General features: G+C 50.6%; 24 protein-coding genes. 12 read left to right on the forward strand and 12 right to left on the reverse strand.

All coding sequences use genetic code 11. From position 1 onward, the window contains the following. Positions 1-18: 18 nt before the first annotated feature. From D888_RS0118720 to D888_RS0118780, 12 genes are all read left to right on the forward strand, one after another. A complete protein-coding gene (locus D888_RS0118720) occupies positions 19-1,752 on the forward strand; it encodes a cobaltochelatase CobT-related protein (protein ID WP_020678103.1) in 1,734 nt (577 codons plus the stop codon). Positions 1,753-1,833: 81 nt separating this feature from the next. Further along, entirely contained in the window at positions 1,834-2,328 is a 495-nt protein-coding gene (locus tag D888_RS0118725) for a JAB domain-containing protein (RefSeq protein ID WP_020678104.1), read from the forward strand. A gap of 14 nt (positions 2,329-2,342) precedes the next feature. Continuing rightward, on the forward strand, positions 2,343-2,729 hold the full coding sequence (locus D888_RS22460; RefSeq protein ID WP_020678105.1) for a TSCPD domain-containing protein: 387 nt from the start codon (positions 2,343-2,345) through the stop codon (positions 2,727-2,729). Then, a complete protein-coding gene (locus D888_RS0118735) occupies positions 2,726-3,040 on the forward strand; it encodes a hypothetical protein (RefSeq protein ID WP_020678106.1) in 315 nt (104 codons plus the stop codon). Before D888_RS22460 ends, D888_RS0118735 begins: the two co-directional genes overlap by 4 nt. Before the next feature lie 368 nt (positions 3,041-3,408). Continuing rightward, positions 3,409-3,678, forward strand: coding sequence for a hypothetical protein (locus tag D888_RS0118745; RefSeq protein ID WP_020678108.1), 270 nt, complete (start codon positions 3,409-3,411; stop codon positions 3,676-3,678). An 11-nt stretch (positions 3,679-3,689) separates the two neighbouring features. Then, complete coding sequence (locus D888_RS0118750) at positions 3,690-3,992, forward strand: hypothetical protein (protein WP_020678109.1); 303 nt, start codon at positions 3,690-3,692, stop codon at positions 3,990-3,992. 21 nt (positions 3,993-4,013) lie between these two features. Further along, positions 4,014-4,310 carry a hypothetical protein gene (locus D888_RS0118755; RefSeq protein WP_020678110.1) on the forward strand — a complete coding sequence of 99 codons (297 nt, stop codon included), beginning with the start codon at positions 4,014-4,016 and terminating at the stop codon, positions 4,308-4,310. Then, entirely contained in the window at positions 4,307-4,771 is a 465-nt protein-coding gene (locus D888_RS0118760; protein WP_020678111.1) for a metal-dependent hydrolase, read from the forward strand. The genes D888_RS0118755 and D888_RS0118760 overlap by 4 nt, the downstream gene beginning before the upstream one ends. A 115-nt stretch (positions 4,772-4,886) precedes the next feature. Continuing rightward, complete coding sequence (locus tag D888_RS0118765) at positions 4,887-5,198, forward strand: DUF7673 family protein (protein WP_020678112.1); 312 nt, start codon at positions 4,887-4,889, stop codon at positions 5,196-5,198. A 371-nt stretch (positions 5,199-5,569) separates the two neighbouring features. Beyond that, on the forward strand, positions 5,570-6,559 hold the full coding sequence (locus tag D888_RS0118770) for a tyrosine-type recombinase/integrase (RefSeq protein WP_020678113.1): 990 nt from the start codon (positions 5,570-5,572) through the stop codon (positions 6,557-6,559). Further along, on the forward strand, positions 6,556-6,858 hold the full coding sequence (locus D888_RS0118775; RefSeq protein ID WP_020678114.1) for a hypothetical protein: 303 nt from the start codon (positions 6,556-6,558) through the stop codon (positions 6,856-6,858). Before D888_RS0118770 ends, D888_RS0118775 begins: the two co-directional genes overlap by 4 nt. Before the next feature lies 1 nt (position 6,859). Continuing rightward, the gene (locus D888_RS0118780) at positions 6,860-7,531 is read left to right on the forward strand and encodes a thermonuclease family protein (protein ID WP_020678115.1); all 672 of its coding nucleotides are present in this window, start codon (positions 6,860-6,862) and stop codon (positions 7,529-7,531) included. Between the two features lie 420 nt (positions 7,532-7,951). Here D888_RS0118780 and D888_RS0118785 read toward each other — a convergent pair whose 3' ends face one another. The 12 genes from D888_RS0118785 to D888_RS0118840 form a co-directional block, all read right to left on the reverse strand. Further along, positions 7,952-9,067: an NADH:flavin oxidoreductase gene (locus D888_RS0118785; protein ID WP_020678116.1), complete on the reverse strand. Its 1,116-nt coding sequence runs from the start codon at positions 9,065-9,067 to the stop codon at positions 7,952-7,954. Between the two features lie 222 nt (positions 9,068-9,289). Continuing rightward, positions 9,290-9,718: an acyl-CoA thioesterase gene (locus D888_RS0118790; protein ID WP_020678117.1), complete on the reverse strand. Its 429-nt coding sequence runs from the start codon at positions 9,716-9,718 to the stop codon at positions 9,290-9,292. Between the two features lie 54 nt (positions 9,719-9,772). Beyond that, entirely contained in the window at positions 9,773-9,976 is a 204-nt protein-coding gene (locus D888_RS0118795; protein WP_020678118.1) for a tautomerase family protein, read from the reverse strand. 53 nt (positions 9,977-10,029) lie between these two features. Next, positions 10,030-11,868, reverse strand: coding sequence for an aldehyde ferredoxin oxidoreductase C-terminal domain-containing protein (locus D888_RS0118800; protein WP_020678119.1), 1,839 nt, complete (start codon positions 11,866-11,868; stop codon positions 10,030-10,032). Positions 11,869-11,929: 61 nt separating this feature from the next. Then, a complete protein-coding gene (locus tag D888_RS0118805) occupies positions 11,930-12,154 on the reverse strand; it encodes a MoaD/ThiS family protein (RefSeq protein WP_020678120.1) in 225 nt (74 codons plus the stop codon). Positions 12,155-12,197: 43 nt separating this feature from the next. Beyond that, the gene (locus D888_RS0118810; RefSeq protein ID WP_020678121.1) at positions 12,198-13,352 is read right to left on the reverse strand and encodes an iron-containing alcohol dehydrogenase; all 1,155 of its coding nucleotides are present in this window, start codon (positions 13,350-13,352) and stop codon (positions 12,198-12,200) included. 52 nt (positions 13,353-13,404) lie between these two features. After that, positions 13,405-14,058, reverse strand: coding sequence for an ATP-binding cassette domain-containing protein (locus tag D888_RS0118815; protein WP_020678122.1), 654 nt, complete (start codon positions 14,056-14,058; stop codon positions 13,405-13,407). Further along, positions 14,045-14,833: an ABC transporter ATP-binding protein gene (locus D888_RS0118820; RefSeq protein WP_020678123.1), complete on the reverse strand. Its 789-nt coding sequence runs from the start codon at positions 14,831-14,833 to the stop codon at positions 14,045-14,047. Before D888_RS0118820 ends, D888_RS0118815 begins: the two co-directional genes overlap by 14 nt. Continuing rightward, the gene (locus D888_RS0118825; protein WP_020678124.1) at positions 14,833-15,777 is read right to left on the reverse strand and encodes a branched-chain amino acid ABC transporter permease; all 945 of its coding nucleotides are present in this window, start codon (positions 15,775-15,777) and stop codon (positions 14,833-14,835) included. Before D888_RS0118825 ends, D888_RS0118820 begins: the two co-directional genes overlap by 1 nt. Further along, positions 15,777-16,673 carry a branched-chain amino acid ABC transporter permease gene (locus D888_RS0118830; RefSeq protein ID WP_020678125.1) on the reverse strand — a complete coding sequence of 299 codons (897 nt, stop codon included), beginning with the start codon at positions 16,671-16,673 and terminating at the stop codon, positions 15,777-15,779. The genes D888_RS0118825 and D888_RS0118830 overlap by 1 nt, the downstream gene beginning before the upstream one ends. A 63-nt stretch (positions 16,674-16,736) precedes the next feature. Next, the gene (locus D888_RS0118835; RefSeq protein WP_020678126.1) at positions 16,737-18,065 is read right to left on the reverse strand and encodes an ABC transporter substrate-binding protein; all 1,329 of its coding nucleotides are present in this window, start codon (positions 18,063-18,065) and stop codon (positions 16,737-16,739) included. A 381-nt stretch (positions 18,066-18,446) separates the two neighbouring features. Further along, the gene (locus D888_RS0118840; protein WP_020678127.1) at positions 18,447-20,198 is read right to left on the reverse strand and encodes a sigma 54-interacting transcriptional regulator; all 1,752 of its coding nucleotides are present in this window, start codon (positions 20,196-20,198) and stop codon (positions 18,447-18,449) included. Positions 20,199-20,524 lie beyond the last annotated feature (326 nt).

Consider the following 20,524-nt stretch of genomic DNA (forward strand, 5'->3'; position numbering starts at 1 on the left):
GGCGTCCGTGGAGGCTCTATGAATATTTCAAAATCACTGCCGATTGTCGCAAAGGCGATGGGCGATCAAATGGGAGTCAATGTTGTCATTCGCGGGAACACTGCAGCGACAAATGGGAAAACTATTTTCCTGCCGGAACTCCCAAAAGATGACGCTGAGGCGACCCTGCTGGCGCGGGGTTTCCTCGACCACGAGGCCGCTCATGTTCGACTGACGGATTTTTCCGTTACCGAAAGCGACCCTTATCTGAAAAATCTGACCAACATCATTGAAGATGTAAGGATCGAGAAGGAAATGGGACAGCTCTACCCGGGCTGTGCCATTAACCTGCGGGACCTGGCGAATCATCTGGCTGAAACCGGAAGCTTCGACTTCGACTCTGATCAGCCGGACCAACTGTTTCTTGGTTGGGTTTTGGCTCGATGTCGCAGCAGGATTCTCAGACAGAAAGGTCTTGATCCTGTCTTTAGAAACGCAAATCAGATCCTCGAACCCGCCCTAGGGACCGAACTGCTCGGTAAGGTCGGCAAGCTGCTCGATAATGTCGGTATGTTGAAGACAACCAAGGCATCACAGACTCTGGCTGCTCGTATCCTCCAGTTACTTCGGCAGGAGCAGCAACAGGCGCAGTCTCAACGCCAACAGCAGCAGGACCAGTCCTCCGAATCTTCTTCAGGTGAAGACCGGCAGGAGCAACAGAATCAAAACGATTCCTCTGAGTCTGATCAGGACAACGAAGCGGATGATTCCAGCGACACGACTGGAGAATCCGGATCTCAGCAGGAACAGAAACAAGACGATGGAAGTGTACTCAGTGATCGGGGCAAAGACCCTTCCGGGTCCACCCCAGACGCTGAAAAGCAACCTCAAAACAACGATGCCAGGGCTGACCTCCTCAATCAGATCCTTAATTCATCCCCCGCGGAAGAGTATGGAGATGTTGGGGAGATGGTCGGGGCAGAACTGGAAGCGAAGGCAGCGGAAACAACTCCTGCTACCGCAGAAATGTCCTACCCGGGCGAAGATGGAGGATCGGTAAATTTTAGTTTTCCTCCAGACCTGACAACGGTCCGGCGTAATACCTCCGTGCTTCGATCCCGTCTTGGATCATTGATCCAGGCCTCGAAACTGAAGAGGTCATGCGCCGGTCGATCCGGACGAAGAATAGATCAGCGTGTACTCTGCAGGCTTCCTGTCGGTGACACGCGGATTTTTCGCAGAAGGGAGGAAAAAACAGCAGTCAATACCGCCGTAATTATACTCCTTGACCGCTCCGGGTCGATGAACAGCAGGATGTCTCTGGCAGCAGAGGCAACCCTAGCCGTTACCGATGCACTACACACCGTTCCCGGTGTCAGTATCTGCTCGGCAGCGTTCCCGGGCGAAATGGCATCCGTCATTCCCCTTACCCCGTTTGGGGTCGCTCCAGCCAAAACTCTCAAAAAGTATGGGATCGTGGCTGACGGGGGAACCCCTCTTGCTCATGCTCTCGGGTGGGCGGCAGTTCAATTCGCCATGCGCCAGGAGCCACGCAAGATATTGGTGGTTGCAACCGATGGCACACCCGCAAATCCAGAACGGGTTCGTACCTATCTGGAACGCTTGGCGGAGCAGGGTATTGAGCAGATGGCGGTCGGCATCATGGATGGTGGTGCTTGTGGATGGTACTTCAAAAACCATAAGACGATCCAGAACATCCATGAATTGCCGAACGCGCTGTTCGATATGCTCAAGGATGCTTTAACTCGCTGATAAAAACGAATTACCCAGTTACGGGGGCAGACAAAGCCCCCGGAAGGGGTCCATGTCTGCTCCCGACAAGGAGAAAAGGATATGGAAACGATAAATCTTTTCGGCCCGAAGCCCGAGCCGAAAACTCAAAAAATCTGCATCAGGTCAATCCGGGCGGTTTTTAATAACGAAGTCATTCGGGAGCACGCCCCTGTTTGGGTAAGTAAATCTTGCACCAGCGCCGAGCATGTATTTGAATTGTTCCGCGATTTGGCAAAGGAGACCAAAGAGAATTTTGTGGCTCTTCATCTTGATACCAAAAACCGGATCATCTGCTACGACACGGTTTCTATCGGTTCCCTCAACGCAAGTGTTGTTCACCCCAGAGAGGTATACAAAACGGTCCTGCTGTCATCAGCGGCAGCGGTGCTATTCATTCACAACCACCCTTCGGGGGACACAGCACCGAGCCGGGAAGATATAGAGATAACCAAACGGCTCAAGGACGCCGGGGAACTTCTCGGAATCCGGGTGTTGGATCATTTGATCGTTGGTGAGGCTGGGTATTACTCCTTTGCAAACGATGGGATCTTATAGAAAGGAAATACTTCATGAAGAGAAATCGGCCGAAAGCCGTTAAAGGAGAAACCCTGGAGATGTCATCTCCATGCGGGAAAATATACGTCACGATGAACGACAACCCGGACTCTGGAGATCTTTTGGAGATCTTCGTCAGGTTTGGAAAATCGGGAACCTGCGGCAGCCTGGTCGCCAATGCCCTGACCATCATCACGTCCTATGGACTTCGGTCCGGTATGGATGTGACCGATGCGATCAAGGGGTTGATCGGCCACGGCTGCCACCGTGCGCCCGTACGTGACGAAGACGATAATATTACGTCCTGTGTCGATGCCATCGGCAAGGCTATCCGTATTCATGCGGGACTCGTGCCGGAGGAAGAAGAACAGGATATTGACCACTTAGAGGAGGTATCATGAAACGACTGATAACTGTAGTGATCTTGGCCTCTCTGGCTCTATCTGGCTGTTCCGCAGCCAGTCTCCAGAAGGCTGAAGAAAATACAAGATTGACCGGCATGGTGCCTGGCGGGGGAGTTGTTTATCTCCCGATCTGGGCGGCATCAACGATTGCCGGTGGGCCTGAAGTTGACCCTGATGAGCTTGCGAAGGATGAAGAATATCAGGCACGGCTGAAGGCTAACCTCGAAAATGCCCGGAGAATCCGGGAAAAACGCCAAGCCGAGAAAGAGGCTAAAGAGGCGGCAAAACTGGAGGCGGTAGCCCAATAGTTTTGTTTGACTGACGGACACAGCGGGGCTTAACGGCCCCGCTGCTGTCTCCTTCCGGGTGAAGTCCAGTAGGGCTTCCTGGATCTCCTGTCCACACGACGGGTGATGCGGGAAGCCCTACTGGTTTCAACAGCACTTCACCCCAACAAAAGGAGAACAGCCATGTCCGTCAAAGTCAAAATCAACAATCGTGAATTTACTCTCTCTTGGGACGAGTTTGAGAAACTTGTTCTGAGAAAGGCCCCAACCGCTTCGGTGGAAATTTTGAGCGTGGGGTAAGTGAAAATAGGGAACGGCCGGTATGGTTGTTCCCTATTTTTTTGTGAAAGACCTACCCCCCTCCCTCATTTACAGAATAGAGGGCAAAAATGCCGAAGGTCTTGATACAGACATATCTCGAAGCAGAGTCCCCGCGCCATGCCTGGTATCAGATCCGCATGATCCAGTTGGCCGAGGGGTTTGTTGTCGAGAAAAAATCCGGGAGCCATGGACACAAGGCACAAACGGAGGCCTGGTTCCGTTGGGAGACCGCAGCGGCGAGAAAAGTCTACGACAAGATCCTGAAAGCAAAAACAAAAACTGGCCGAAAGCGTGTTTACCGGGAGGTTCCATCACCAGACCAGCTTGAGCTTTTTTAGGGAGGATAGCAGTGACGAACGAAGATGTCGCACAACAATGGGTAGAAGGTTTGTCGATCATCCGCCGCCATATCGACATGGCCATGGACCCTGAACTCTGGCAGAACGATCCCCAAAAAGCTTTGGCTGCAACGGATCGCATAAACGGACTGAAACAATGGTGTCTGCAAGTTATGGAAACGATGCCCGCGTTGAAAAATAATTTTATCCGGGACATCGAGGAACGAGGAAGTTGCGATGGCGGGGCTGTTCATCACGCATTCCCTTTCGCGCAACACCAGCAACCGCAGCCCGGTATCGGCCAGGAACCATAACCGAAAGATCGAGGCGGCATTATGCAGATGACAAGGGTTGTTCCGGTCTGGATTAAGGTCGCCGGCCTTCTGCTCGTGGTGGGATTCTTTTGTTTGCAGATTTTCGGCAAAGAGCGCCCGATTTCGATGAGGCAAACGAATCAGGTTATTACCCCAGAACCGAGTCTGAATCATGGCCTGGCAGGAAAGGCGGTTGCTAACACCAAACAGATCACGGCCAAACTTTTCAGTCCGGTGGTCGAGGCAAATAGTTCCCCCATTATTCTCCGCGCCACCGAAGACAAACCTTACTATCAGGATGAAGAAGCCGACAAATGAAGTGGCACAATCACAAGCTCTGCACAGTCTGTGTCATGTTTGCCGTAACCGGGCGGCTGTTGCCCGCATTTATCGCCGGGCTGGGCTCCATCCTGCCAGATGTTCTTGAGGTGGGACTGGTCAGACACCGAACCCTGACTCACTGGCCCTTTGTTTATGCCGCACTTATTCTGACAATCGTCCCGGCAATCAAGCTCGTTTCCTGGTGGGCCTGGCTGATCGTCGGATGCCTGCTGATCGGCTGCATCCTCCATCTGGCTGAAGATGGTCTAAGCAAGGGCGGCATCCCCCTATTCAATCCAGCAGGGAAAAAGTATGGATTGGGGTGGTATATCACCGGCACCATCACCGAAACATTTGTCACTGCGGGCATCGTTCTAGTGGCCCTGTACATTGCTGGCCAGCGCGGATTTCTCTCAACCGATTTTCTGGCGGAAGAAATCCGCTGGCTTCTCTCTTGATCATGAATCTCCTTACGGAACTTCGCCAGGAGGAAAATATCGTGAGGATTGGCGAGGGCATTTTCGGATCTATATCCAATGGGTTACAAATCACCTACCAACAAGGAGAAAATGTTTGAAAATTACCATTGAGGAATATGCCACCGCCGTTCAATTTCTTGCCGGACTCGCACAACAGGACACCTCTGGAAGTCGGGCCGCTGCCCAAGTTTTGCTGAGTGCCTACAACGGTGAAGAGTGGCAACTGGACATTACGGATCTCGGGGTTTTGAGTTCAGACTACTATTTAGCGGCCTTGGCTGTTATTCGTGGACGAACTGAACTGATGATCGAGCCGCATAAGCTGATCGAGAATGGTGAGGCAATTTTTGATCGGCTCTGGGATCTCTGGCAAGCGTTTCATGTCAAGAACAGAGGGAAGGGATAACGCTCTTTTTGTCACCATTCTTCACTGCACAAAATATAGTCAAAATGCTAAGCGGGCAGTCTTCTTCCAACATGCCCGTTCCCTGTTCACAGCAGACAGGAGAGTTATCCCTCCGAACTGTGGATTTCGGCCGGATTCAAGCAGGTAAGCCACCTGCTTTTTTTGAGTCGTTTTTACTATACATAATTACTCTTCTGTACAGTAAAAGGTTCCATGCACGAAAACAAAGTTGATGCGATGCACAAAAACAAAGTAAACCACCAAAGCACGAGCAGCTCGTTTAGTCGAATCCCTTCGAGCATAGACCCTTCACAATCCGTTGCCGGCTAGAGACAGAATCGGGACTGATTGAAAATATAAGGAATGCCACTATGAGTGATCTTGTGAAAATCATTGTTTCTCCGGCAATCGCAGATACAGACCTCTCTGACCTTCTGGCTGACTGGCTCAACCTCGATGTTGCCAACGGGGACGCTTGCGCCGACACTCTGAAGACCTATCAAAGCCAGATTCAGACCTGGCTGACCTGGTGCAGCGAAAACTCTGTATATCCCGGACAAGCAACCACCGAGGATGTCAAAAACTGGCGCAAGGATCTGATCGATACCGGAGCAAAGCCATCAACGATTTCCCTGAAGCTGACAACCGTCCGCAGATTTTATCAGTCCGCCGTAGACAGGAGACTGATCGAGAACAACCCGGCAACCAATGTCCGCGCCCCGAAGGATCGACGGGCAAAAAAGGAACAGATCAAACATCTGTCAGCTGGCGAAGCCGAACTGCTGTTCAGAGCCGTACCCTCGGGCGGTGGAGTTAAGGCACTGCGAGATCGAGCAATGGTTGGATTGATGGCACTGGAAGGGTTACGAAGAGTAGAGATCGTCCGGGCCTGCGTTTCCGACATCGAGGGGAATGCACAGGAAATGCGGTTGCTGATTCACGGCAAGGGGAAGGAGAGGTACGTCTACCCCCGTGAAGACACTGCTGCAGCTCTGACCGATTATCTAATAACTCGTGGTTCTGTTGTCGAGGATGAACAAGGAGACCCTCTTTTCGTCCAGATCCGCAAGGGCGGTCACATTGAAGGCAGAATTTCCAGGCAGGGTGTGAACTCAGTCATCGACCACTATCTACTCAAGGCAGGGCTTAAAAGGCAGGGATTGTCCTGTCATGCACTGCGACATACCTGTGGTGCGTTACTCTACCAGGCAACAAGGGACATCAGGGCTGTTCAGGAAACCCTGGGACACAGTAATATCTCCACTTCTGCCGGCTACGCTCACATCATCGAGCGAGGGCAGGCACGATACACCAGGCAGATCCCCGTGGGGTTACGGAAAGAACGTGAGGGTGAATTATGAAACCACTGCACCTGCTTTGGCAATTCTGGGAAGACTGGTGTGATGAAGATGCTCCAGCCATTGCAAAGGAAATTGGCTTTACGGCTTTCCTCGGCGCGACTATGCTCTTGCTTGGAGTAGTTGTCTATAAATGGTTGGTTGCGCAGCCACCGCAAATAGTCCGTTTTTCCCCACTTCTTCTCTTCTTGATATTTTCGGGCTGTTGCTGGCATGTTGGGCGGAAGGCATCGGCTTTTGGCTACATCGGAATAGTAGCAATTATAGGAACTGCAATCTGGCTCAAGAACCGAGGTTATTGATATGACCTGGCTGGCAACTCTACTTCTGCTGCTGATTACTGGCCTGCCTTGTTCTGCTGCGTCCTTCACCGGTAAAGTGGTTAAAGTTTCTGATGGGGACACGATCCAGGTTCTCAAGGACGGAAAAGCGGTCAAGATCCGACTGGCGGAAATCGACTGCCCGGAGACAAGTCACGGGAAAAATAAGCCCGGCCAACCTTACGGCAAGGCAGCCAAACGGTTCGCTCTCGATCTGGTAGGCGGCAATACTGTCCGCATTGATGTTGTGACAAAAGACCGCTACGGCAGGACCGTTGGCAAGGTCGTTCTTGATGATGGTTCAACCCTGAATAAACGACTGGTACAGGCTGGCCTAGCCTGGGTGTACCGCCAATACGCGAAAGATCCCGCCCTAATTGATTTGGAAGTTGAAGCTAAGGCTGCCAAGCGTGGCCTCTGGTCCGATCCAAACCCTGTCCCACCCTGGGAATGGCGTCACGGTGCGGGCTGGGGGAAAAAGGGCTCTTCATCCAAAGCGAACCCAATTCCAGCAACAAATGGTCAATGCGGACAAAAACGGTACTGCAATGAGATGTCGAACTGCGAGGAGGCGATCTTCTTTTTGACCCAGTGCGGAGTGTCCAGTCTGGACAGTGATAAAGATGGTGTTCCGTGCGAATCGCTTTGTCGGTAGTTCGTCAAGAGCAGCTGCCGAACACCTCAAACAATAAGTAGATGGTAGACTCCGCTTCAAAGTGCGCCACCCAAGCTAATATTAAGACGTGAAAGGCAGGACCGACTCAAGTTTTTCAATATCAAGCGCTTCAAAACTGAGCAATTTGGTCTCAGCTCTTAGGATATTTGAGATGGGCCTCCTGATTATATAACAGAAGGTCACTAAGTGATTTCTAGCGTTTGAGGCCTAAGGATAGACCTTATGTATCAATACTCAGTTAGGTTTATCTAGCTGCATTTTTCCGAACTATCGAAGTAAGAATAGTCTGAAGGCAAATTAAGCTTGACAGTACGGTCAGGAGGCTCTTTGTTTTTTCCTAGTCCAGTTTTTTTTGGGGTCTAAAGGACCAATCTCGGCAACAGCCACCTCCCGATTCTGTTAATCAGCACACAAAGAACATTTTACCGGCAGCCCCTGCCGAACGGCCAAAAGGCAGTTATTGCAGGAGATACAGCGAGCCTTATCGGACCGCCCGTTTGCAAACTGCTTTGCCAAATGGGGCTCCATGATAAAGGGGCGGGACAAGGAGATCACGTCAGCCTGGCCTTCTTTGAGGATAGTTTCCATCTGTGCCATTGTCCGCATTCCACCCACCAGCATTAGCGGAACCTTGCCGATCACCGGTTTGATCTCGGCCGCCGCTGCGAGGTGATAATTTTCCCTGAAGGCAAAGGCGCCCTTTTCCGCCCGATTACGGCTCATTGCAAGGGGGGAATAAGCGAGCGTGCCACTGCTAATTTCTATCCCATCGATTCCAAGTTCAACCAACCATTGAGAATAGATGGCGGCTAATTCTGGGGTTATCCCGGTCTGCGGGGTGAAATCGTCTGTGTTGAGTTTTATGAAAACCGGCAGATCGGCGGTTACGTTTTTCTTGATCGCCAGAAAAATCTGCTGGAGAATTCTGAACCGTTTCTCGTTACTCCCCCCCCATGCGTCGTCCCTGCGGTTGAAGAAAGGCGAGAGAAACTGGTTGATTAAGTAACCGTGGGCTGCATGAATTTGCACACCATCGGCTCCTGCTTCAGACGCCCTACGGGCGGCATCTCCGAAGGCGGAGATTACTTCCTGAATTTCACCTTTCCCCATGATTTTCGGTTCAACGCCGAATGTCTGGTCCCTGCCATCATTGGAGGGACCTATGGGATCCAGCCCAGTAATCTCTTTTCTGGTCTGTCGTCCCGCATGTGCCAACTGGAAGACGAGCTTGCCCTGCTCCTCGTGGACAACCGAAACCAACTTTTTGAGGCCAGAGATCAAATGGTCACTGTAGATTCCCGTTTGTCTCAACCCAGCCTTGCCGGCCGGGTGGACGTTCATGTGTCCGGGAACAATAAGGCCAATCCCCCCCTTGGCCAGATGACGATACCGGTTAAGAAGCGCCGGACTAACCTCTCCGGTTGTTTCCGACATGCTCTCATAGGTCGCCGAATGCATCAGGCGGTTTTTAACGGTTAAGCGACCAAGATTAAGGGGACTGAATAACATCTGCATGATGAACTATCCTTAGTGATATTAGGGCTTGGTTATTGAGGCGTAAGAACAATAAGTAGAATGAATCGAAAAGATTTAACCAGACACAACAAACGAAATGGTCGCGCGAATTGATGTCCACTTTCCTCAATCTACCCCATTGACCCAGTATTTATTGAAAAAGCCCATCCCATTATCGGATGAGCTTTGGGTATGCATGATAGATGGTTATTGCAGAGAATATTAAATCAAAATAATTTCTAACTTTTCCCGAAGATCCGCGGGCACCTTAACAGGCTTGTTTGATGATCTATCGACAAAGACATGAACAACGTGCCCATACGCTGAAACCAACGGTTCCCCCTTCTTGAATATCGCGACACCATATTGCACGGAAGTATTTCCAATTTTGTCAACACGCAGGCCCGCTTCCAAATGGTCGGGATAACCAACCGGAGCCAGATAATTGCACCCTGAGTTAACGACATAACCAACAACGGGACCTGAATGGATATCCAGGCCGCCATTTTCGATCAGATAAAGATTAACTATGGTGTCAAAATATGAGTAATAAATCACGTTGTTCACGTGACCATACAGATCATTATCCATCCAGCGCGTGGTGAGAGGAAAGAAAACCTTGTAATCGGTGCGCTCTGGTCGTTTTTCCATATACCTGTTCCTTCCGGGCTCTATTTGATTAACCTTTCAAGGATTGCTAGAACCTTAATTGCCATTTAAACGTCTTGAGGTGATTGATTCACCGCCGATTCCCCAATTATCCGTTTCAACTTCTTCGATAACGACCACCGTCCTGGCCGGGTTCTTACCTAAAACATCGACCAGCATCTGGGTGGTTCTTTTGATCAATTCGGCCTTCTGTGCGGTGGTTGCACCTTCACGGGTGATCTTGATGTTGACGAATGGCATGCTTGCCTCCCTTCACTAGTGCAAGTCTCTTAAATTTCAATTTCCACTGCCTGTCAGTCTAGGAATTCTTCCAGCTCCGGTTCAAAAATTTTCCAGACCTTCTTCTCCAGCTCCGCAAAGAATTCAGGCGTAGCAATGCTGGGCAATTTGATATGTGGATTTGGAGTCTCATACACTTCAGCCGGTAGGGAAAATTCAGCCTTGGTATAACCCTGCTGCAATTCCAAAGCGAGCCCCCGCAAAAAAGCCCGGCGTACCGCATTTTTCAATGCTTCTGTGGTGATTTCTAAATCTAATTCGCTCTTCAAGCAGCTGGTCACCATTTCAGTGCTGATCCCATTAGCGATATCGAAAAACTTGCACAGGCCAATCATGTCAAAGCCAACAATGTGAAGCTTTTCTTCAGTGATCGCTTTGGCCCAGGAATCAATATCCGCCTTTCCTTCGCGGATTAGAAGACCGTAGGTTGCCATCGACATGTGACCGCCAGCAATAGCCCAAGCATATCCGGGGTTAGTTTCCGGCTGGTATGCCGCAATCTCCAACCCTTTGACGTGGTAGGCATAACTTGTCTCTCCGGTCGACTGCGACAGCCGCATTGAGCCCTGACCGATCTCCGGCAGCTTCCCTTCACCGGTCAGAATGATCAACTCACGAATTTTTTCATAGTCGCCGAAACTCGCACCATTGAGGATTGTTGCTTCCGGGTGCCGCTCGTTATAGGCCAAGGCGTAGGAAATCGTCACCCCGAGGGAGATAGAGTCCATGCCGTAGTTATCGCCCAGCTGAATCAGCCGCGCCGCCTGACCAGCATCATGGATACCGAGGTTGGTGCCAAGCAGGTTGAGAGGCTCATAATCGAACTTGGCTAGGAACTCCCCTCTGCTGCCGTCAGCGTTCTTCTCTGAGATATTGTTGTGACATGAAATTCCGCAGCGAAAACAGGCCTCAGACTTGATGTCGTACTTCTGCTCGACGTTCTCACGCAGCAACTTTTCCGGCAGGTCATTTCCCTGGGGACGGAAGTTGTTGAAGGGAACCGCATGAAAGGGTTGCATGACATCGTATGCGGCCCAAGTACCGCCACCGCCACCACGACTGATCGGTTGCAGCCGCGCAGAACCACCCCCTTTGAGAACATTGAGGTTAGCCTTCTTTACTGTTTCGGTAAGCGGTTTGAGTTTGTCACTGCTTTGGGCGACCAGGGCAAGGATGTTTTTGTAACCCATCAGACTTCCCATCCCACCACGTCCGGCAAAACGACACTTGTCTTCACCCGATTTGAGCTGATTTTCGGTCGAGAGTGCAACCGCACCCATGTAGTTATCCTGCCAATTCTCTCCGGCCTGACCGATAGCTGCAAAGTGGGCGTTATCGTACTCCTTCTGCAAAACCATAATTTTGGCGTGAGTGGACAGGCCGAGAAGATGAGTCGCAGACTTTGTCTCGACCAAGGGACCACCAGACGTTTCTTTGATCAATATATAGACGGGAGTTTCGGAGCGATTTTCAAAAATCAACTCATCCAGACCAGTCCACTTGAACTTTGCACCAAATTTACCGCTGCCGGTCGACCAGATAGCCGCAGGCAAACCTTTTTTCGAGCTCTTTATTGGACTATATCCGGAAAAATAGGTGCGCATTCCAGTCATGACACTACTGCCGGTGAACAGCCCGGTGTTAACGATCAGTGGGTTCTGGTCGCAGTAAGCTTTTTCGATCTTCCGTGTCGCAAGAGTCTGAAATGAACGACCAAAACCCCCAAGCACATCTTCCAAATTGCGGCAAGGAAGATCTTCCATTTTCTGTGAGCCGGTCTTCAAATCGAGGGTACAGCGTTTATATTGAACCTCAGCAGGATTCGCAGCAGGGTCAGTCGTCATAATTTTCATCACATTCACTCCTTATGGCTGGACAGAGAATCTCAATTGGAGTTAGCAACAGAAGCTACCCCTAACCTCCTCCGAACAAGGGTAAGATCGAGATGCTATCCCCCTCTTGTAAGAAATCATCAAGTTCTGCATGTCGTTCGTTAATCAAGATAATCCCAAGTAGATGGAAGGGCAGTTGAAGTTCCTCAATTACTTGTCGGGCACTGGTGCCAGACTGAAAGCTACGGTCTTCTTCGTTAAAACGATCGATCCTAAAGAGACCGAACAGACGCACCCTGATGTTCATTTGCTCGTCCTCGCCTCCGCTGAGTGAACTCTACTACCGAGTCTCACCAGGCATCCTTGTATATCTGCAATACATCATCAAAGGTAATTTCGCGTGCATTGTTGACCAGTAGTCTAGTCTGCAACATCGCTGCTTCGGCCAACTGGGGCAAAACCTGCTCCTCAATTCCAACTTGGCTCAGGCGTGTTTCAAGCCCAACGTCTGCGATCAGTTGCCCCAGCGCAGAGATCAGCTCAGCACCTGCGGCCAGATCGCTAGCTGAGCCGAGATCGTCAAATATTTCGCGGGCAAGTTCCGCATACTCCTTGCTCGCAACCGGTAGATTGAAGCGCATGACATGGGGCAAAACCAGCGAATTGCTCAGGCCGTGGGGCACGTGATACTGCCCGCCGATCGGGTAGGCCAGGGCATGGACCGCCCCGACCGGAGCGTTGGCGAAGGCCTGCCCGGCGAGCATAGCACCAACAAGCATCTGAGAACGGGCTTCGAGGTCGCTACCGTTAGCCATGACCAAACGAATATTCTCAAACAGCAGCTTCAGTGCCTGACGGGCAAGGGTGTCTGAAATCGGGTTCTTCTTTAACCTAGTGGTGTAGGCTTCAATGGCGTGGACCATGGCATCAATCCCGGTCATGGCGGTCACCCCGGGAGGAAGTCCCGTCGTCAGTTCGGCATCGAGCACGGCGATATCGGGGAGCAGTTGCGGCGCGACGACCCCCTTTTTTTCACTCTCCCCAGTCGTCACAATAGCAATGGGCGTTACTTCTGAACCGGTTCCGGCCGTCGTGGTGACCTGAATCAGCGGTAACCGCTTGCCCTTTGCCATACCGACCCCATAGATGTCCGACAGACTTTGGCTGGAAGAACATAGGAAAGCAACCAATTTGGCAACATCCATCGAGCTGCCACCACCGAAACCAACAACCCCATCGGCCTTAAAATCCTGCGCAAGTTGTAATGCGGCCAGGACATTACTGACAGGGGGATCAGCTAGGACGTCGGCGAACACTTCAACCTCCATCCCGCCGTCGCGCAATCCGGCAATCGCCTTATCAAGAAGACCGATCTTGGCGAGCATGGCATCACTGACTAGCAGCACGCGCGTCATCCCGAGTTCAGTCGCGAACTGTCCGAGTCTTGACGTACTCCCCGGGGCATTAATAATTGTGGGTGTTGTTTGAAAAATAAAATCGCTCATTATGTTTTCTCCACTTTTAATTCGATCGAGATGTCCTGCATGCAGAACCGCTTCAGGTCAGGGACTTTTCGACAATCTGTCCCCGTTCAATGATAAAGACCTTATCTACCAAACCCGCTGAATGGGAATAATCAGATTCAGACAGCAGCACGGACAAACCCTCTGCCTTCAGAACATGCAGGACATCCATGAGTCGTTGACATAAAGCCGGAGCCACCCCCTCAAAAGGTTCATCCAACAGCAGGAGCTTCCGGCCACAGAGCAGAGCGCGCGCCAATGCAACCAACTTTTGTTGGCCGCCGCTAAGCTGTAGTGCTTTACGACTCGCAAATCCAGCAACCTCAGGCATCAGTTCATAGACCCAGGCCAGGCGGGCCTCATAATCGGGGATCTTGCTCGCCCAAGCCGGAACCAGGATATTCTCTTCAACGGTAAGATCGGGGATAAGTCGCCTATCCTCGGGCATGTAACCAATCTCCAGTTTGGCCCGATGATGGGGTTCAATTTTTGTCATGTCGACGCCTTCAATCTGGGCCGAGCCCGAGACAAAGGGCATGAGGCCCATGACGGTGCGCATCAATGTTGTTTTGCCCGCACCATTGCGCCCAATGAGCCCGACCATGCTCCCGGTTTCGATCGACAGCGAGACCTCTCTTAAGATCGGGATTTTTTGGATGTTGACACTCAGGTTATTAATTTTCAGCATGTTGACCATCCTCAGGCTGTTGCAAATGCAATGCGGAGCCTACGATGTACTCCTTCACTTCGGGATTGTTCAAAACCTCTTCTGTCGGACCGTCGGCGATAATATGGCCGTCATAAAAAGCGATGACGCGCGTGGCATAACGTCCAATAATCTCCATGTCATGCTCGACAAAGAGGCTTGCTGCCCCCGAACGATTTACTGCATCCATCACCGTGTCCATCAAACCAAACTTCTCTTCGATGGCAACTCCACTGGTCGGTTCATCCAACAACAGCAGGTCAGGTCCACTCGCCATCGCCATGGCAATATCCAGCAGCTTACGAATACCCTGGGGCAAGGTCCAAACCGGGACATGGGCAGAATGCTCTATAGCGTAACTGGCGAGAACGGCCATAGCCGCTTCAATGTTCGCTTTGCTCTTTAACGGAGTCTGCACCCCCAACCTCTTCTTACTCAACATGGTGTGAGCGACCAGCATGTTTTCCAGCGCGGTCAATTCAGGGAACAGTTGTGCCACCTGAAAGGAACGGCAGATACCGGTTCTTGTAACCTGTCGTGGGTTGAATCCAGTGATATCCCGGCCCCGGAAGAAGATGTTGCCACCACTTGGCTTCATATACCCGGTCACCATATTTATAAAAGTCGTTTTCCCGGCTCCGTTGGATCCGATCACTCCGACAATTTCTTTCTCACTGATAATTACATTGATATTTGCGGCCGCAGTCACGGCACCAAAACTTTTGGTTAAACCTCTGGTTTCAAGGATACTTGACATTATTGTCCCCTCGCTTTATTCGCCTTAAGAAGAGACCATAATCCCTTCGGCAGGAAAAAAATGACCAACAACAACGTGGTGCCGAGAATCATCTGCCAGGTATAGGGAGCCAGATCGAAAGCAATGGTTCGGATAACCTCAAACAAAAAGGCCGCGATAAACGCTGCGACCACATGTCCGGTACCGCCGAGGAGTGCAACAAACACAAATTCACCCGAAGTAGTCCAATACGCTAATTCTGGATCGACGTGTCCGGCAACCAACGCCGTGATCGCCCCGCCAACAGCCGCCAGCATCGCCGCCAGCACGTACTTGATAAAGACCACGCGTTTCGGTGAGACCCCGAGATATTCAACCCGGATCTCATTTTCACGGATGGCTTCGCCAGCGAATCCCATGCCTGATTGGTAATAGCGATGCATAAAAAATGCGGTCAAAAAGGCCACCAGGCAAGCGAGGCTGTAAACAACAAGACTTAACTTTTCCGGGCTGGGAACCCAGCCGAACAGCGTCACCTGGGCAACATTGAACCCGTCAGTACTTCCCAGCCCTTCCGTCTTGACCAAAACCCCATAAAGGATCATTGAAAAGGCCAGGGTCAACATGGCAAAAAATATTTCCCGGTAACGACACAGCAGCAAGCCCAACAGGGCTGCGAGACAACCGGCAATAAAGGCCGAAACAAACAGAATGCCGACCGCATCGGTGATCCCCAGATATTGACCCGCGATACCAACAGTATAGCCCCCGAGACAGTAATAGAGTCCTTGACCGAAAGAGACCAAACCAGACCGCATCAGGAGGACCAGACCGACAACGACCATCGCCTTGGCCAAAGATACGGTGGTGAGAAAAGCGAACCAGTTGGGCAGGATCGTGCCAACCAAAAGCAGCAGAACGAGTGAAAGGCACAGGTTGCGTGAGGTATTATCTATTTTTATCATCAGATTTTCCTCGCAACAGTCGACACAAACAGACCCTGTGGCCGCACCACTAGAACCAGAGCCATAACCCCGTAAATGACGAACAGCTCGACCTGCGGAAAGGTATGAACGGCGATTGATCTCGAGATGCCGACCATCAGGGCACCAACTGCTGCCCCGCCAACGCTGCCAAGCCCACCGATGACCACAACTGCAAAGGCGAGAATCCCCACTTCGATTCCGATCCCTGGGACCACCGAAAGAGATGGAGCCGTAAGCCCACCAGCAAGAGCACCTAGCGCGCTACCCAAAATAAAAGTGATAAAGAAAGTTCTTTTGACATTGATCCCCATGGCCATGCTGATCTCCCGGTCATGGATAACCGCCTTGAGTAATTTGCCTTGAATTGTCCGATTCAACCCGGCCCAGAGCATGGTTCCGATCACAACAGCGGCCGCAATCAGCAGAAAATCGTAGTTGGCGAATGTGATCCCTAGTAATTTTGTGCGGCCAACCAGAGTATAAGGCTGATAGGCGTAGTACGCCTGCACGCCCCAGAGCAGCTTAATCACATCTTCCATGATCAATAGGACGCCATAGGTCACCAAAATCATGACAACTTCGTCGCGGCCATACATCACCCTCAATAACCCGCGCTCAATCAATAAACCCGCGAACGCTCCGGCTACGATCGCGGCTCCGATAAACACTAGGTAGCTGGCCCAAGGGACATACCCTGCGGTAAAGTACCAGCCGACCATTGAAGCGGCTGAATAGGCTCCAATGGCATACAGACTTCCGTGGGCCATGTTTAGGATTTTCATGACGCCATAAACCAAAGTTAAGCCGGCAGCAACAATAAACAGCCAGGATGAATAGACAAGTCCATCAATCAGAATGACCAGAAGTGTGTCCATAAAAACTCACAGTCGGTAGAAAAAAGGACAGGGGTGGCTAAAAGCCACCCCTGTTTCAGAAAATTACTTACAGATGGATTGTTTTAGTCCGTTTTTGATCCATTCGGTACTACTCACACCATCAGGGGGATTGACACAATCGGCAGGGTAGCGCTTGACGTTCTCAATCGTCGGTTTGCCATCTTTTTTAGAGTACTGTCCGTAGTACATATCCTGTACAGCTTGATGACCATTACCGAGTGCCATTTTTACGGTGCCACCCGGGCCCTCGAATTCCAGACCGGTAAGGGCCGCAATAATTTCGTCCTGGGATGGTTTCTTGCCTTTGCCCGCGGCAGCTTTATCCGCAGCAGCCTTCAGCCCCAAGAGTGCCTGAGCCATTTTGTAGGCCGGGTAAGTTGGAGGCGTGCCGAAACGGGCCGAAAAGTTCTTACGGAACCAGTCATTGAGGGGGCTTTTGGGGGCATAGACACCGAAGGGGCCGCGCGCACCGATAATGGTACCCTCGGCAATTTGGTCGGCTAGGCGGTACATGCCGGTCTCACCACAAGTAAAGACGCCAGTGAAGTCATCGAACAAGCCGCGGGCTGCGCCCTGCAGAACCAGACCTTCCATATCGCCACCCCAAAAACTGGAGTGGATAACATCGGCCTTTTCCAGCATCAGAGCAGAGATTTCTGCTCCGTACTGGCCAGCATAGATTTTTGGAAATTGTTCTGTCTTGACCTTAACGCTCGGCTTAAGGGTCTCCATGGCGCCCTTGAAGTCAGACCAGGAGTCCTGTCCGAAAGAATAGTTCTGGTTGATACCTGAAATTGATTTCAGGTCAGGCTTGATATCCAGGACATAGCGCGCTGCGGCAACATTATCCATGGTGGATGTCGGGCCGGTGCGAAACAGGTATTTATATTTGTTCTCTTCAAAAATCCGTGGGGTTCCGCAATCGAAAAAGATCGTCAATTTGCCCATCTCTTCAACGACTGGAGCAATGGCCATGCAGTCACCGCTTGAAATATAGCCTATGACCGCATCTACATCCTTGCGCTGGACCAGGTTGCGATATTCTCCGACCTGTTTGGTGCCACCGCCAGCTTCATCAATAGTGATTGGCTCAATCGACTGCCCGGCAATCCCTTTGGTGTTGTAAGGGGCTGGCAGGGTGCCGTTGTTTATGGCTTCGACAAGAAGTTCCGCAGCATTACGTGCGGGGATACCGAAAGGGCCGGCAGCACCACCCGAAAGGAAGGTAACCAGACCGACCTTAAAGTTACCGTCTTCGGCTCGTGCAGATACCGACATGCCGAGACTAAGTGTTGCAGTCAGCAATAAGGTTAAGAATACTGTTGCGCCATTCAACTTAGAACGGCTACCGGGTTTACTATCATTTACCATTTTAACCTCCCTTGGGGTTTGGGGACGAGCCCCGTTATTAGATACTTCATAAAACTTACGTCCCGACGTTTGATGTCACATCCTTTTATTTTGATCTTTTGGGTTTAGATGTAACGTTATTGACGTAGTGACCCTAAATTAATTAAACAAGAATCAACTACTGTTTTAGCAAGGCGTATGCCACAATAATTTTATGTAGCTAAACATTTAATATATAAAGGTAAATCGTTTTTTTAAAATAAATACGTGTGAGTGACACAATGCAGTATTGCAATGAGGAGAAGGCCAAGAAAGGACGTAGGTATAAACTGTCGCTATATATCTAGCTAGTTAGGATGATTGTATTGCAGAGTTGCAATACAATTGCAACTCTGCAATACATTACTTGAGGCTGTGCTTGCTGGCTTTTCGCCAGAGTGTCGTAGTGTGAATCCCGAGTGACTTGGCGGCTGCTAGTTCGGTTGGGTGCAGTTTTAGTGCATTCTCAATCATTTTTTTTTCCAAAGCCTCTAATGCACCCTTCAGGTTCTGAACACCGTCCAAGCCGGGCGGGCTAACCAAAGGCAGAGTACTAATTTCCATCGGCAAATCTTCGAGGTCAATTGTCTCCTTATCGGACATAACCGTTAACTGCTCTAGAATGTTAAGCAGTTGGCGGACATTCCCCGGATAATGGAAGCTCTGGAGTCGATTCAGTGCCACAGGGGAAAACCACTTATTGGTATTGTGTCTCTGGTTATATTCCTCCATAAATTTATAGATCAGTGGAGGAATATCTTCACGCCGCTCACGCAATGAGGGAATATTAATCGGCACCACGTTGAGTCGGTAAAAGAGGTCTTCTCTAAACTGCCCCAGTTTCATCATCTCCTGAAGGTTCCGGTGGGTGGCAGCGATAATCCTAACATCGACCTTGATGATCTTGGCCCCTCCCACCCGAGTAAAAGATTTTTCCTCGATGACTTCCAGCAGTTTAACCTGTAGCGCTAGCTTCAACTCACCGATCTCATCCAGAAAAAGGGTTCCGCCATGAGCGGCCTCAATCAAGCCCGCCTTCCCTTCCTTGCTGGCGCCAGTGAAGGCTCCCTTTTCATAACCGAATAGCTCGCTTTCGATCAGGGATTCGGGGATTGTTCCGCAATTGATCTTGACGAAGGGTCGCTCCTTGCGCTTACTCATCTGATGAATGGCCCGAGCCAACATCGTTTTTCCGGTCCCAGATTCACCGCTGAGCAGAACCGAGATATCAGAAGCGGCAACCTTGACGGCGCGATGAACCACATGCTGCATCTCCTTGCTCTTGACCACCATATCTTTGAGCATCTGCTCCATACCCTCTTGCTCAAGGATTGACTGGTAGTAGCGGCTGCTCAACTGACGGCTGTCTTCCAACTCGACACGCAGGTGATTTAGCTCGGTAATATCCCGCACATTAGTGACGACAAGCTCGATATCTCCAGCATCATTGAATACCGGCGTACCGGTAACCATGATCTGCTTGCCACTCTTGAGATTCTGGAGCATTGAAGACTGTTTTCGATCCTGAAGTACCGCAAGAGTGGCCGAATAGTCAAAAACCCCGGCAGCTACCAGATCGTTCAAATTTTTACCAATCAGATTTTTTCGAGATAGCCCGGTTATCCGCTCATAGGCGTTATTTACCTGGATCGTGGTCGCATGGCCGTCAGCAATATAGAGGCCATCCTCCGAGGACTCGAAAATGGCTTCCAATTCGCGATGGAGAGTCTGATAACCCTGTAGTTTGGAAATGATCGATTCGTATTCAGAGATATCCTGGAATACCGAAATTGCCCCCACAACACTCCCACCAATGATGATCGGACTGCGATTGACAATGATCGTGGCCCCAGGGAGAGAGAGTTTGTGACCTATTTGAGGCTGGCCAGTAGCCAGAACGTGCTGAAGCTCTGGCCAGGCTTCGGGGCGAACCGTTGAGAAATGCTGACCGACGATAGCAACCGGATTCCCCTCGAAGATCCTAGAGGCCGCAGCATTATAAAAAACCACTGTACCTTCCCGATCAAGAATCATAATTCCGTTATGACTGGCATTAAGAACCGCGGCGACGGGGCCCTGCAGGTTCGACAAAAAATATAGTTCGCTTTCCCGCATAGAATCCCTCGTAGACTTTCTATCCATGTGCGCAAAAAGGGCCATCTAAACCCCTTGCGCTTAAAATACCGCCGACAACTGTCGCACTGGCGCTCTTGATTTTATATTTTCCATGAGAGGACTTTTGATTACCATCACTTAATTTCTTTCCGTCAAACACACAAAAGAGACTTTGCGACTGTAGTCTAGATTTAAAGCCCAATCAAATACCTTAAAAGTTGTGCCATTGGAATTTGTCTGTTATTAAAATTTATAACTCCTACGAAAGTCAGGAGCGTTGAAGCCCTGAATATCATATCGAGTGGAAGGGTCTTCCGGATACCCTA

Origin of the sequence: Geopsychrobacter electrodiphilus DSM 16401 (genome assembly GCF_000384395.1) — a bacterium.
In the GTDB taxonomy this organism is placed as follows: domain Bacteria; phylum Desulfobacterota; class Desulfuromonadia; order Desulfuromonadales; family Geopsychrobacteraceae; genus Geopsychrobacter; species Geopsychrobacter electrodiphilus.